Origin of the sequence: Synechococcus sp. PCC 7336, assembly GCF_000332275.1 — a bacterium.
Lineage (GTDB): Bacteria > Cyanobacteriota > Cyanobacteriia > Thermostichales > PCC-7336 > PCC-7336.
The window spans coordinates 4,477,023-4,489,824 of sequence record NZ_CM001776.1 but is presented as its reverse complement, the minus strand read 5'-3'; the positions used below and the strand labels follow the sequence as shown (position 1 = coordinate 4,489,824).

Sequence of the window (12,802 nt, the reverse complement as noted above, 5' to 3'; positions counted from 1 at the left end):
CGTTCTATCACTCCCCAGACCTATGACCTCCAACTTCTCCCTCATCCTGCACGGCGGCGCTGGTGCCCTAGAGCACATCAAACGGGAAGGCAGCGTTGAAGCATTCACTCAGAGTCTGAGCAGCATCTTACTGCGAGGTCGAAGAGTTTTGGAGAAGGGAGGGGCGGCGATCGATGCGGTAGAACTGTGTGCGGCACTGCTGGAAGATGACCCTCTCTACAATGCAGGTCGGGGTTCGGTCTTGAACGAATTTGGTTTAGTGGAAATGGACGCCGCCATCATGGATGGGCGCGATCTGTCGGCAGGAGCGGTTGCCGGCGTCCACAACATCAAAAATCCGACCTGCTTGGCCCGGCGGGTGATGGAAAAAAGCGAACACGTCATGCTGGTGAGCAAGGGGGCAATGGAGTTTGCCACGCAAGTCAGCGGCATGGAGTTGATGCCCGATGATTATTTCATTGTGGAGAGTCGGGTGCGACAGTGGAAGGAGGCACAGGTGGCGGGCAAGATGCTGCTGGATCACGAGGATGTGGTGCCGATGCCCCAAAAAAAGTTGGGTACCATCGGAGCTGTGGCCCGCGACATCAATGGCAACCTTGCTGCTGCCACCTCTACGGGTGGCATTGTCAATAAGCGATGGGGCCGGGTGGGCGATAGTCCAATCGTGGGAGCGGGGGTGTTTGCCGATAATGAAACCTGCGCAGTCTCTGCTACGGGATACGGCGAGCAGTTTTTGCGGACGGTGCTGTCCAAGACCATTTCCGATCTAGTTCACTTCCAGGGGTTGAACGCGAAGGAAGCCGCCCGGGCGGGGATTGACTATCTCGTCTCGAAGGTGAATGGCTTGGGCGGTGTCATTGTGGTGGACAAGAACGGTCAGTGCGCAGTCGGACACTCGACCTCTGGCATGATTTACGGCTGGATCGAAAATGGTGGCGAAATGTACTGCAGCCTCTCCTAGAATCACTTCCTGTTTGCTCGCGGGCTGTCTTTTATTCCATTTAGCAGCAACGGCACAAGCGCGATCGCTGCCAGCAATCGCCCTACCATTGTCCCAAGCGGTTTCCCAACTGTCCGGCAAAGTGATAGAGCCGCCCTCCAAGCAAATTTTGTCTGCGATTCAGTTGGCGAGAGCCGCCTGGTTAGAGGCTGATGCCGACGCTTTTGCAAGGCTGTTTGCGACCTCAGGCGAGTTTGTGGTGCCGGGAGAACGCTGGGTAGGGCCAGCGGCGATTCGGAAAGCTGCAGCCAGCTATTTCGAGCAGTACTCAGTCCTCGCCATTGATCTTCAGAGCACCCTTGTTGAGGGCAATCGCGCTGCTGTCGAGTGGACCTGGGTGGATATCGAGAAGGCAACCGGTCGCCGCAACTCTGCTGAGGATGCGATCGCGATCGACTTTCAAAATAGCAAAATTCAGCGCTGGCGAGAGTACATCGACACTCAAACGCCCATGCAGCAGCAGGATGGGGGTTAGAGGCATGTCTTGGCTGCGGAGGCTCTTCCTTTGAAGCGGGCAGGTTGCCTGTAGGACTGGGGGGTCTCGCGACACCCGCAGTCGCCCACTAAAATCCTTCAGAATCGAGCATTAAGCTGCTAACAATCCACACCCAGCAACTTCATGCCCTCGAACTGTTGCTGATGACATATCCACACGATCGAACCCTACCAAAATTAACAGCTCTCTTGCCAAATCGGCAGCACACCTTTCCCACAATGGGATTGAATGGGGGGACATTATCCGAATTCGGCTTTTGGCTTTTCGGCGCTGGATACTTCAATCCCATCAATGCTCACCGCTCGTGATGAAAACAACGTTAGAACAACCATCAACCTTAGCAAAGCTCTTACAGCCCCATTCCCTAGAAAAATTCCTATCCGAAAACTGGGTCAAACAAGGCATCGTTATACCTGGCGATCGACCTGATAAATTCCGCTCTTTCTTTTCTTGGCAACAGCTCAACGAGTTGCTCAACTTTCACCAGCTCGATCTACGGTTTGTACTTCACAACAAGGTCTTACCCCCCTGCGACCCAAAAGACTGGGTGAAGCGATGTAGAGAGGGAGCAAGTTTAGTGGTTAGCCAAGCCCAAGACCAAGTCAAATCTTTGGCAGACTTATCCTGGGCCATTCAACAAGAACTGGGGCATCAAACTGTTCAAGCTAATATCTATTGCTCCTGGCCCGACCGACAAGGATTTAACAATCACTTCGATTCCCATGAAGTATTTGTGTTGCAAATTGACGGACAAAAAGAATGGTTTGTGTTTGAAGATACGGTTAAATATCCCTGTCGCGACGAAACATCAGAATCTTACATGCCACCAACGGGCGATCCCTACATCCACAGTGTTCTCAACCCAGGCGATCTCCTCTACATTCCTCGTGGCCACTGGCATTATGCCATTGCCCGGGAGCAACCTGCTTTACATGTCACCATTGGCATCTATTGTTTCACTGGGCGGGATGCCTTAGCATGGCTATTCAAAAAGCTGCAAACAACTCTGCAAAACGAAGAAGCCCTACGTCATAATTTACCTTTTATGCCCTATGGTCAGTCCCAAAATATGGAAGCTCACGTTCGACAAATATTTGATTCTCTATCAACTGTCCTAGAACGCGAGAAAGAGCTGCTTGTCCGAGAGTATGCCCTCTCGCAGTTAATGACCACAACCCATGCCCCAGAAATATCGCTACCCGGGCAGGTTGGTTTTAATATCCTCGAGCAAGGGCTCAATACAGCGTTAAGACAACCGAGATTTCAAACCGTCAACCTAAAACCTCTGGATGATAAGACCTATGTTTTAGTTACGCCCCAAAAGACAATAAAGTTCAAAGACCTAGCTCCCAAAGTTGTTGAAACACTTGTCAAAAAAATCTTCAGTCAAGAGGTTTTTACCATTCGAGACGTTGCCCGGTGGCTACCCGACTGTGACCTTGAAACCGTAATTTTGCCTCTCCTCGGCGGATTAGTCAAAGAGGGTATCTTGGTGGAAGATACCCTCCTGAGTGCTGTTCCCTTCGATCGAAACTGAGGTTGCAGTATATCGGTTGCAGATCGATCTTTGGAACAAGGTAGCCCTATAGGCAATTAAAAAAGGGTTTCGGCCTATTCAATACTATGTAAACGATCCTGTAGGAGTTATTGATTTCTCAAAACATACTCCACCGAGCCTAGCTCAGTTGCTGCAGCCCACTCAGAAATTAATGTACTCACCCATTGCGGCAATTCATCGTGAGCGCAATGGCCAATTCCCGGTAGTTTAATAAGCTGAATAGATGGCTTCCATTGTTTGAACTTGTCTGCAAAGAAACTCGGTACTGCTGGGTCTTCTTGTCCCCAAATAACTAAAATTGGTACCTCAATTTGAGGCAGTAGCAGCCTCGGACTTTCAAATCTACGGATCAAAATTGCTCGCAATAATTCTAACAATACTATCTCGGCTCCTTGCTCGAATGCAGGCGCTTGGAAAATTTTAACGAGTTCTAGATCGACTCGACACTTGAGTTTGTAGACATTGGCGATCGCTTTCTTCAAGCTCTTCTCCTGTCGCAACTGCCGAAAGAAAAATGGATAGATACAGGGGAGTCCAATCGCACACACCACTGCCTCGCAAATCCGTTCGATCGCCCATGCAATTGGGGCCGGATATTCTTCGGGATGGGGGCCATCTGCGCAGCTAATTAAGCATAAGCCTTTTGCCGTTTTGGGATATCGCGCCGCCAGAGTCACGGCGATCAACCCCCCTAAAGAATGTCCGGACAAAATTATTGGCTGTTGGATGTGCTCCTGCCAAAACGCATAAATTTGCTCCACCCACAAATCCACTGTGTATTCGACACTCAGAGGCTTCTCGCTAGCTCCGCACCCGAGCAAGTCGATCGCGTAGACCGATCGCGTCCGACTCAACGGCTCGATATTCGATCGCCAATGCCCTAAAGACGCTCCAAACCCATGAATGAGCAAAATCGGTGCTGCTGCTGTGACCGCCAGAGTTGGCGTATAGCTATAGCGAATGGACCACCCTCTCCACGACCAATCGCGTTGGTGCCCAAAATAGGACTCAGACATAGAGATCGAGATGGAGTGCAACTCTACAAATTGTAGTCTGGCAGCTCCGCCAACCTATGCGGCTACGCATCGACCCTGCGAATTTTGTCAGCGATCGCCCTCGCGTATCCGATTCATCCAACCCAATATTCGAAATCTTCCCACTCTAGAAGTTCAGTAGCACTTCCCCTAGCGCTTCCAGAGGCTGGAGATGGGAGAGCAAGCAGGGCATGTAGCCTAGGACTTCGCAGGCATATTATACCGATTTGGCCGCCCATTGCTGGAGATGCTTTACCCGAGTGCCGTTCTATTTGAGCGCAAACCCCTCAATGTGCCACTCTAAAATCGAGGTCGCAATTCTAAGGATATGTACCTGTCATGGCAGATGAATTACAGTTGCGATCGTTGAGCCCCCTTTTCCTCACTGCAGAAGCATTTTCTCCATACGGTCAGGCAATTTGGGCTACTGCAGATGGGAAACCCTTTGGGAGGGAGGATGCGAAACTCATTTTAGATCGCGGTGTTCCTCGGTTTTACATTATGCACTTGCAGCGACGGAGCTTCCGCTTTCACGAGATAACTCGCCACTGTCAATGTACCCAATGTTTGGGATCGTTAGATGGAAAAGAATGGTTTCTGGCGGTGGCTCCCCCCGGTGAGAAATCTCACCCCGAACCTGAGGAAATTACGGTTTTTCGTATACCTGGAAGCTGTTTTGTCAAACTCGACCTCGGCACTTGGCATGCCGGTCCTTACTTCGAAGGCGATTCGGTCGATTTCTACAATTTGGAGTTGAGCAACACGAATATTGGCGATCGCGAGACAGTAGATATGAGATCGCGCTTCAATGTTGAATATGCGATCGCGCTTTCCTAGAGTCCTACATTATTTGCTTGGAATCTCCAAGCCGTAACTTCTATCAGCGGAACAGAAAGCTAGATCTAAACGATCTCTCGAGGGAGATCTAGCTCAAAGAAATCTTTATGCACCATTCTATGGAAACAAAATGTACTCAACAGGCACATAATCTGTCAGCCAAACTTTGTTATCTGAGAGGAAAAACTGATGATTGCCATCGTGCATCTTGTCTGTCAACACCGCTAGAATGACTGGTTTTCCATGTCGATCGCCAACTTTCCTTGCCGTTTCGATATCCGAGGACAAGTGAACGTGTTGTCGCCTTCCCTTGATTAGCCCTTGTGTTCGAATTGAGTCGATAAATCGGGTCGCCGTCCCGTGATACAGAATTTCGGGAGGTTTTACAGGTTTTAAATCAAGCTCAATGCTAAGGGAGTGTCCTTGATTCGCGCGTATCTTCGATCTGTCTGAGTTAAATATAAATCGCTGTTTGTCATTCTCAGCAACAACAGTTATTAATTCTTTCATTGAAATCTGGCGGTTGTGTTCTTCTGCTTTTGCAAGAAGTTCGCTGACATTAGCCCAGCCAGAATTGTCTAGCTCCAAACCAATTGTTTCGGGCTTATGCCTGAGAATTAGACTCAGAAACTTGCTGATATGTACTTGAGATTTATCCATTTTGCTTGTCAGTTTTAGTATAACGGGTAGCTCTTAATAGATAAGGATATGAGATCCTAAAACTCTCGCCCTATAGACACTCTATCTTGACTTCTAGAACACTACCGATTTTTGAGGTAGGCCGGTATAAGTAGATGTGGCGGTTTTCGAGTAAATTCTAGGTTTGTGGCCCGGGCTACTGCAATAGAGGTCGCTTATTAAACTGCTTAGGTTTTAGTATGGTAGTATTCAGCTTGGATGGCGCGAGAGAGATGGCGCGAGAGATTTTGGCATGAATGACACGAGCGAGCAGCTCTCTCGCATCGAAGAGGCGATCGCTTCTTTAAGGAGCGATCTGAAAACTGATGTCGAGTCGCTCGAACGCGATGTGGAGAAGCTCGATTATAAGTTTGAAACTTACCAAGGTGCAGGAGAACGCCTCGAACGGCTAGCGACGTTTCTAATTGCTGGAGCGACTATTAGCGTCATTGCAGGGACAATCCTCTTGTTGCTGAAAGCCTAAGGCAATCTGTCCGCCTATGTTGACACATGTAGCAGTATTTATACAAACTTCACCCATTATCTGATTCTTGCTTTACCAACGCATCGGGGTCGGCAAAAACGCTGCGATCGCGGTGGGTTTGGTTAATGCCGTAGAGCACTGCCCACCCCTTGGGAAACTGATAGCCGCCATAGTCGCACGATTGCAGCACCTCTCGGAATCCACCCCCGACCGGAGGAATAAAGCGCAATACCTCTTTGAGAACGTTCTCCAGATAGGTCATTTGTTTGAGGGTGTCGAGGCTGAGGGGGCGATCGCCCAATTGGACTTGTTCGGCTCGGGCTCTCGCCTGCACTTCGGGGTATTGGGTCATTGCGAGGCAAAAGGATGTCAGTGGGGAGGTGAGGGTTTCGTGACCGGCGAACAACAATAACAGCACCCGATCTTTTAGCTCTTCAATGCTCAATCGTTCGCCGTCGTCATCGCGAGCCTGCAGTAAAAGCCCCAAGGCGTCGGTATTTGCTTCCCCATCTACGGCGGCTTGGCGATCGCGAATCAGCCGTTCCAACTCCGCCAGCAATTTCCTCCGACTGCACATGGACTTGCCAAACCGGGTCCAGGGCAAATTGAGAGGAATGCTGAATAGCCCTTGACTCCAAATTTCAAACAGTTGCCCTAAGGCACTGTCCGAACCGCGATCGAGGCCGACGAAGAGCTTGCAGGCAATGTCTAGAGTGTAGCGACGCAGTTGGGGGTACCAAGTCAGTTCTCGGGCGACGACCCAAGCTTGGCAGTAGCGATCGCTAATGGCTTCTATGGTCGGAATATAGCTATCTAGCGCTCGGGGTTGGAAGGCTTGGGCCAACAGTTTGCGGCGCTTGACGTGCAGACCTCCCGTTTGTAGGGCGAGGGAAAGGGGACCGAGGAGCGCTTCGGCACTGGGGGGCCATTTGACGGTCTCGAAGTTTAGGGTCAGGGGAACAAGAACGCTAAATGGAGGAGGGTTCGATTGCCCCTCTTGCTCCCCTCTCCCCAGGGAGAGGGGTTGTGGGTGAGGGCATGCAGAACCATCGAACTCAGGTCCGAAGGGGTTTGAGCGGTCGACCCGACCGATCCAAATTTTGGTGTCCGTCACTTCTGACACCTCTGAATGATTTTGCTGTATCCCAGACGGTGTCGAACGCGATCGCAAAATTGTAGCTGACGCCAAGTCACTCTCAGTCGTCTTTCAGGGAATACCTAGATCGATCTCCTAAGTTTAGAATGCAAAAGATTACCTCAATTGGAGTGTTATGCCGCTGATTCGAGTTCCCAAACCCTGGCATCTGCCGGAGAGTCGCATTACCTCCGAGAGCTCCTACCGCAGCCGCCGCCGCTTTTTGAAACAACTGGCTGGCGCGGGCATGGGTATTGCAGCGGCATCGATCCTAGGAGATCGCCCTTCCCGTTCGGCTTTAGTGGGAGACAGCACTACTGTTGCACCTGAAAATTACGTTCCAAACGCCGATTTTACCGATACCGGCTTGACCCCTACAGCAGAATCTTTGGTTTCCCGCTACAACAATTTCTACGAATTTGGCAACTCGAAAACCATCTGGCGCAAAGCCCAAGCTCTGCCCACCGACGACTGGAAAGTCGAGGTTACCGGTCTAGTCCAAAACCCCAAAATTTACGATCTTGACAGCCTCCGCCGCCAATTTCCCCTCGAAGAGCGCGTCTACCGCTTCCGCTGCGTGGAAGCGTGGGCGATGGTGGTGCCCTGGCTGGGTTTCCCCATGCGACTGATGTTAGAAGACGTGCAGCCCACTGCTGAAGCAAAATTCGTCCGATTTCAATCTTTTTACGATCCCGCCATCACCACGGGTCCGTTTTGGCCCCCCTCTGCCTCTCTCCCTTGGCCCTACACTGAAGGACTGCGTCTCGACGAGATGGCCAATGAGTTGGCTTTTTTCGCACTCGGGACCTACGGTAAAGACTTGCCCAAACAAAACGGAGCCCCCATTCGCATGGTGGTGCCTTGGAAATACGGCTTTAAAGGGGCCAAATCAATTGTCAAAATCGAATTTGTTACCGAGCAACCCGCCACCTATTGGAATACCCTCGCCCCCAGCGAATACGCATTTGAATCCAACGTGAATCCTGCTGTTCCCCATCCCCGCTGGTCGCAAGCCGAAGAACGTCTCGTTGGCGATGGCCCCGCCTGGGGATGGACTCGTCAACCGACACTTCCATACAACGGCTACGCAGAGTATGTAGCCCATTTGTACGCCTAGTTTCTGCCTCTACAACTGCGCTGTCCGATGCCAAGCTGCTTGAGCGGCCAGCCATACCTGCTGGACGGGGATGTGAAATTTGCGGGCAAGGGCGGCACAGTCAGAGAATTCTGGCTGGGCATTGACCACTTGGGCGTGGCGGCGAGCAACCTTCATTTGGATCGAGCCGTAGGGGGTTTCGACCCGCATAATTTCCCGCTCTAGGACAGACCGCTGCTGCAGCGATCGCCGAATGCCGATGGTGGTGGTTTCCTCAAACAAGATGCCCTCGCACCGATCGGCCAGGTGGGGGGGGCAGATCGCAGTGACGAGGGTGCCGGGACGATTTTGCTTCATCGTGACTGGCTGCGAAAATACATCCAAGGCACCGGCCTCGAACAGCCGTTCGAACGTGTAGGCCACCACCTGCGGATTGACATCGTCAATTTGGGTTTCTAGCACGGCGATGGTTTCAGTGGGTTGCTCCGCCAAACTGTCTCCCACCCACAACCGCAACACATTGGGTAGAGGTAAGTCTTTCGTGCCCGCGCCCACACCCACCTGTTCCACTTGCATGGGGGGACAGGGGCCAAAACCATCTGCCCAACTGACTGAAATTGCGGCTCCAGTGGGAGTGACCAATTCTGACTCCACACCATTGCTAAAGACCGGCACGCGAAAATCTTGCCATAACTGCATGACGGCAGGGACGGGCACTGGTATCTTGCCGTGGGCGCTGTTGGCCCATCCCCCTCCCACCGGTTGCGGAGAGGCAATGATGCGCTCCACTTGCAGCCAATCGAGGCCAATGCAAGTACCCACAATATCGATCGTGGCATCGACCGCTCCCACTTCGTGGAAGTGAACCGACTCTAGAGACTGACCGTGGACAGCAGCTTCCGCTTGGCCGAGGGTGCGAAAGATATCGAGGCTGCGCTGGGCGATGGTGGGGGACAAAGAAGAAGACGCGATCGTCGCCTGAATCTCGGGCCAATGACGAGAAGGGGACTCTCGACCGGCGGTCTGAACAATTGCCTGGGTGGCTTTCACGCCCGATCGCGTCACTGAATGCACTTGCAATTCGTATTCTTCCTCCAAGTGGAGGCGGCTCAACTCTTGCTCGAGATAATCCAATGGCAAGCCACAATCGAGCAATGCCCCCAGGCACATATCGCCCGCAATTCCAGCAGCACAGTCTAAGTAGGCAAGCTTCATAGGAAAAGGTTAAAAGTCACGGTAAAGGTCGAGTCAACGTCAATTCGACAAGTGTCTGGCCCACATCCCCTAACCCCTTCCCCCCTCGCGAAGCGTGGCGTCAGCCGTAAGTTTGGGGGAAGAGGAACAGAACGGCAGATTGCGGGTTTTAGACTGTTTCTCCCCTCTCCCTGGGGAGAGGGGCCGGGGGTGAGGGGCCGGGGGTGAGGGCAATGCAGAGCCATCGAACTCAGCTTCGAGTCAGGCAACGCCAGCGCAGCCAGTTTCGTCATTAGACTTGCAAAAGCTTGAGGACCCTTGACACTTCAATCGTCACTTCAAGCTAGTTTAAGGGTTCCCGCAAGGCAAGCTTCAGTATCAGTGCCGAGCTCAACCCAAATATTCCGCCATCACCACCGTGACATTATCGCGCCCGCCTTTCTCATTAGCAGCAGTCACCAAGGCTGCAGGGATTTCCTCCAAGACGCTAGATTCTTGACAGGTTTTAGCAATTTGCCCGTCATCCAACTCTTCAGTCAGACCGTCGCTACACAGCAACAGGCGATCGCCCAACTGCAACGGGATCGGTTGGACGGCAGGGGGACCCGAATCGGGACGACCCAAACAACGTTCCAGAATATGCCGATAGGGGTGTAACTTGGATTGGGCAGGCGTTAATTCCCCCAATCGCACTGCCCGGGCAATTAAGGTGTGATCCTCCGTCATTTGTTGAATGTCTTTGCCCCGCAGACGATAGAGCCGCGAGTCGCCAATGTGAGCGCTCCAGCAGTTGCCCTCTGTGTCGAGCAGGATGACCACAATGGTGGTTCCCATATCCGCTCGCTCTGGATGGGTCTCTTGATCGTGCAAGATGGCTTCATTCGCTGCTTCGATGGAGTGGTTGAGTAGCTGAGGAGCCGGATTGCTCCTCCAGCCATCGGCAAGGGTTTTGCGAATGGTATCGACCGCCAATATGCTGGCCTGAGCGCCAGCCGCATGCCCCCCCATGCCATCGGCCACGATGAAAAATCGACCCTCTGGATCGCAATAAAATGAATCTTGATTGCTTTGACGCACCTTGCCGCAATCTGTGTGACCGGAAAATCGCATCACAATCGCAATTCTCGCTTTCGAAACGGATAGTGGAAGGGTAGACAGGAAAAGCTCAAAAGCGATCGAACCGCTTGAGCTGCAAGAGAGAGCGAATCGTAGCAATGGCCGCGCCTGCTGCGAATACAGACAAGATTAGTGCTAATCGAGCCAACCCGGCAATCGCCAACTGGACAGTGACAATTAAAAACGCTGCGAACAGCAGGGCAAAAATTGCCCCCAGACCAACCGCCTGCAGTTGCCGCAGCAGGCGATCGGTTTCCACCGATCGCACCCGCACTCGAATATCCCCCTGCTCTAGCTTATCGAGGGTTTGCTCGATGCGGCGGGGCAAACTCAAGCTAGTATTGGTAAACTGAGCAGCCTGACGGCCCAGTTGGTCGATCAGGGTATTGGTTTCGTTCGGAGAGGTTTGGGCCATCAGCTCTGTCGTAAAGGGTTGTGCAACTTCCATAAAATTAAATTCGGGATCGAGGGCCTTGCCCAGTCCTTCGAGTGTGGAAAACGCCCGCATCACAAACGTAAACGTGGCCGGGAAGCGAAACGGTTGTCCCTGAGCCAACTCGTACAAATCTTCACTGATTTCTGCGATCGAGATGCTGCCGTGCTGGCCCATCGGGCGATCGAGAAAGTTATCCAACATGTACTGGACCGAGCGCCGCACCGGACTCATATCTGTCGAAGGCACCAAGGCTCCCAACTCCACCATTGAATCCACCACCACGCTGGCATCCCGAGTGGCAATCCCCTGCAGGGTGACCATCAACTTCGCCTTGATGTCTAGCTGTACTTCCCCCATCATGCCAAAGTCGTAAAAGATCAGGGTTCCATCCGGTTTTACCGCTAAATTGCCGGGATGGGGATCGGCATGGAAAAACCCATGCTGCAATACCTGTCGCAGATAGGCTTCCGCCCCCAAGCGGGCCACTGCCGAGCGATCGAGCCCTGCAGCAGTCAATGCTTCGAAATCGCTGATCTTAATACCGGGCAAATATTCCAGCGTCAGAACTTGAGGAGAGCTATAGCGCCAGTAGACTCGGGGCACCGCAACATTCTCGACAGCGCGAAAATTGCGCCGGAAGGTATCGGCATTACGACCTTCGTTGAGATAATCCACCTCTTCCCAGAGAGTGCGGCGACATTCTTCGTAAATGCCCACCCAATCTCGCCCCCCCCGACCCCACTTGGTGCGGTATTGGAAAAATTCGGCAATGCCCCGCAGGATGTCTAGATCGATCTCGAATAAGCGGCGCAATCCCGGACGCTGCACCTTCACGACGATTTCTTCGCCAGTGTGTAACTGAGCTCGATGCACCTGACCCAAACTGGCAGCAGCAATTGGAGTGGGGTCGAAATAGGAATAAATTTCTGTTAGCGATCGCCCCAGTTCCCCTTCCACAATGTCGGCAGCCCGCTCGAAGTCAAATGCAGGTACGCGATCTTGTAGAGCCGACAACTCTTCGATATATTCCGCCGAAAACAGATCGGCCCGAGTCGAAAACATCTGTCCGGCCTTAATAAAGGTCGGACCCAATTCCAAAATCGTTTCCCGAATCCAGATCGCTCGCTGGCGGCGGCGGCGGGCAAGCTGCGCTTCTGTCGGAGCTTCAGTAGAGCCGTAGCTCCAGTTCTTTTTGTCGAGCCAGTTGTAATAGACCAGCATGAGCGTAAATCGCCAGATATCGACGAGGCGACCCTGGCGACTATAGCTATCTCGCGCCCAACGATAGGAGTCGTAAGACTTTTTCGACGGCGTGGGGCTTTGGATGCGAAAGGGCAGGTTGATGGCGGTCAAGCGGACTGACTCCGATAGGTCTGCAGTTCAGAGCGAAGCTGGGCCACTTCAGCCCGAAGCTCGTCGAGGGTGGCTTGCAGGTCGCTGGATTTGGAAGGAAATCCCGAAGCACTATCGTAGAAGCCATTACGACTGAAATCGCCAGCAGCCTTAGCTTCTTCTTCTGTGGCCCTGGCCAGTACATCCTCCCCAAATTGTTCCCACTGCTGCTGAGCTTCAGCAACTACTTTGCCTAAATCGCTAGCGAGATCGGAGAGGGTACCTTCAGCTCGTTCGGCCAAAAGGTTGGCGGTGGCTCGTCCGAGAAAGAAGGCACGAGTAAGCGGATTCGACATAAAAGCAACTCTACATCCGACATCTAAAAACTATAACAAGCGTAGCCCAG

Annotated in this window: 13 protein-coding genes; 6 read left to right on the top strand and 7 right to left on the bottom strand. The window is 52.4% G+C overall.

Annotated features, from left to right (window positions below; all coding sequences use genetic code 11):
* Nucleotides 1-22: 22 nt before the first annotated feature.
* The 3 genes from SYN7336_RS21220 to SYN7336_RS21210 all read left to right on the top strand — a co-directional run bounded on the left by SYN7336_RS21220 (nt 23) and on the right by SYN7336_RS21210 (nt 3,033).
* On the top strand, nt 23-961 hold the full coding sequence (locus SYN7336_RS21220) for an isoaspartyl peptidase/L-asparaginase family protein (RefSeq protein ID WP_017327958.1): 939 nt from the start codon (nt 23-25) through the stop codon (nt 959-961).
* Nucleotides 933-1,475 carry a nuclear transport factor 2 family protein gene (locus SYN7336_RS21215; protein WP_202951126.1) on the top strand — a complete coding sequence of 181 codons (543 nt, stop codon included), beginning with the start codon at nt 933-935 and terminating at the stop codon, nt 1,473-1,475. The genes SYN7336_RS21220 and SYN7336_RS21215 overlap by 29 nt, the downstream gene beginning before the upstream one ends.
* 328 nt (nt 1,476-1,803) lie before the next feature.
* On the top strand, nt 1,804-3,033 hold the full coding sequence (locus SYN7336_RS21210) for a cupin domain-containing protein (protein WP_017327956.1): 1,230 nt from the start codon (nt 1,804-1,806) through the stop codon (nt 3,031-3,033).
* 107 nt (nt 3,034-3,140) lie between these two features.
* Here the strand turns inward: SYN7336_RS21210 and SYN7336_RS21205 are convergent, their stop codons facing one another.
* Nucleotides 3,141-4,070 (bottom strand): alpha/beta fold hydrolase, encoded by a 930-nt coding sequence (locus tag SYN7336_RS21205; protein WP_017327955.1) that lies wholly within the window; start codon nt 4,068-4,070, stop codon nt 3,141-3,143.
* Between the two features lie 357 nt (nt 4,071-4,427).
* On the opposite strand from SYN7336_RS21205, the gene SYN7336_RS21200 reads away from it, so the two are divergent.
* Nucleotides 4,428-4,925 carry an ureidoglycolate lyase gene (locus tag SYN7336_RS21200; RefSeq protein ID WP_017327954.1) on the top strand — a complete coding sequence of 166 codons (498 nt, stop codon included), beginning with the start codon at nt 4,428-4,430 and terminating at the stop codon, nt 4,923-4,925.
* Nucleotides 4,926-5,042: 117 nt separating this feature from the next.
* Here SYN7336_RS21200 and SYN7336_RS21195 read toward each other — a convergent pair whose 3' ends face one another.
* Nucleotides 5,043-5,585, bottom strand: coding sequence for an RNA 2'-phosphotransferase (locus SYN7336_RS21195; RefSeq protein ID WP_017327953.1), 543 nt, complete (start codon nt 5,583-5,585; stop codon nt 5,043-5,045).
* A 271-nt stretch (nt 5,586-5,856) separates the two neighbouring features.
* On the opposite strand from SYN7336_RS21195, the gene SYN7336_RS27150 reads away from it, so the two are divergent.
* Entirely contained in the window at nt 5,857-6,087 is a 231-nt protein-coding gene (locus SYN7336_RS27150; RefSeq protein WP_017327952.1) for a hypothetical protein, read from the top strand.
* Between the two features lie 49 nt (nt 6,088-6,136).
* Here the strand turns inward: SYN7336_RS27150 and SYN7336_RS27145 are convergent, their stop codons facing one another.
* Nucleotides 6,137-7,201, bottom strand: a complete 1,065-nt coding sequence (locus tag SYN7336_RS27145; RefSeq protein ID WP_227498555.1) for a cytochrome P450 — start codon at nt 7,199-7,201, stop codon at nt 6,137-6,139.
* 157 nt (nt 7,202-7,358) lie between these two features.
* On the opposite strand from SYN7336_RS27145, the gene msrP reads away from it, so the two are divergent.
* The gene (msrP, locus tag SYN7336_RS21180; protein WP_017327950.1) at nt 7,359-8,339 is read left to right on the top strand and encodes a protein-methionine-sulfoxide reductase catalytic subunit MsrP; all 981 of its coding nucleotides are present in this window, start codon (nt 7,359-7,361) and stop codon (nt 8,337-8,339) included.
* A gap of 9 nt (nt 8,340-8,348) precedes the next feature.
* On the opposite strand, the gene larC is transcribed toward msrP, so the two are convergent.
* From larC to SYN7336_RS21160, 4 genes are all read right to left on the bottom strand, one after another.
* Entirely contained in the window at nt 8,349-9,533 is a 1,185-nt protein-coding gene (gene larC, locus SYN7336_RS21175; RefSeq protein ID WP_017327949.1) for a nickel pincer cofactor biosynthesis protein LarC, read from the bottom strand.
* Nucleotides 9,534-9,902: 369 nt separating this feature from the next.
* Nucleotides 9,903-10,622, bottom strand: a complete 720-nt coding sequence (locus SYN7336_RS21170) for a PP2C family serine/threonine-protein phosphatase (RefSeq protein ID WP_017327948.1) — start codon at nt 10,620-10,622, stop codon at nt 9,903-9,905.
* A 55-nt stretch (nt 10,623-10,677) separates the two neighbouring features.
* Complete coding sequence (locus tag SYN7336_RS21165; RefSeq protein ID WP_017327947.1) at nt 10,678-12,417, bottom strand: AarF/ABC1/UbiB kinase family protein; 1,740 nt, start codon at nt 12,415-12,417, stop codon at nt 10,678-10,680.
* A complete protein-coding gene (locus SYN7336_RS21160) occupies nt 12,414-12,752 on the bottom strand; it encodes a DUF6825 family protein (RefSeq protein ID WP_017327946.1) in 339 nt (112 codons plus the stop codon). The genes SYN7336_RS21165 and SYN7336_RS21160 overlap by 4 nt, the downstream gene beginning before the upstream one ends.
* Nucleotides 12,753-12,802: the final 50 nt, after the last annotated feature.

Coding starts and splice junctions, on each gene's coding strand:
- SYN7336_RS21220 (WP_017327958.1), top strand. CDS start 23: ATGACCTCCAACTTCTCCCTCATCCTGCACGGCGGCGCTGGTGCCCTA.
- SYN7336_RS21210 (WP_017327956.1), top strand. CDS start 1,804: ATGAAAACAACGTTAGAACAACCATCAACCTTAGCAAAGCTCTTACAG.
- SYN7336_RS21205 (WP_017327955.1), bottom strand. CDS start 4,070: ATGTCTGAGTCCTATTTTGGGCACCAACGCGATTGGTCGTGGAGAGGG.
- SYN7336_RS21200 (WP_017327954.1), top strand. CDS start 4,428: ATGGCAGATGAATTACAGTTGCGATCGTTGAGCCCCCTTTTCCTCACT.
- SYN7336_RS21195 (WP_017327953.1), bottom strand. CDS start 5,585: ATGGATAAATCTCAAGTACATATCAGCAAGTTTCTGAGTCTAATTCTC.
- SYN7336_RS27150 (WP_017327952.1), top strand. CDS start 5,857: ATGAATGACACGAGCGAGCAGCTCTCTCGCATCGAAGAGGCGATCGCT.
- msrP (WP_017327950.1), top strand. CDS start 7,359: ATGCCGCTGATTCGAGTTCCCAAACCCTGGCATCTGCCGGAGAGTCGC.
- larC (WP_017327949.1), bottom strand. CDS start 9,533: ATGAAGCTTGCCTACTTAGACTGTGCTGCTGGAATTGCGGGCGATATG.
- SYN7336_RS21170 (WP_017327948.1), bottom strand. CDS start 10,622: ATGCGATTTTCCGGTCACACAGATTGCGGCAAGGTGCGTCAAAGCAAT.
- SYN7336_RS21160 (WP_017327946.1), bottom strand. CDS start 12,752: ATGTCGAATCCGCTTACTCGTGCCTTCTTTCTCGGACGAGCCACCGCC.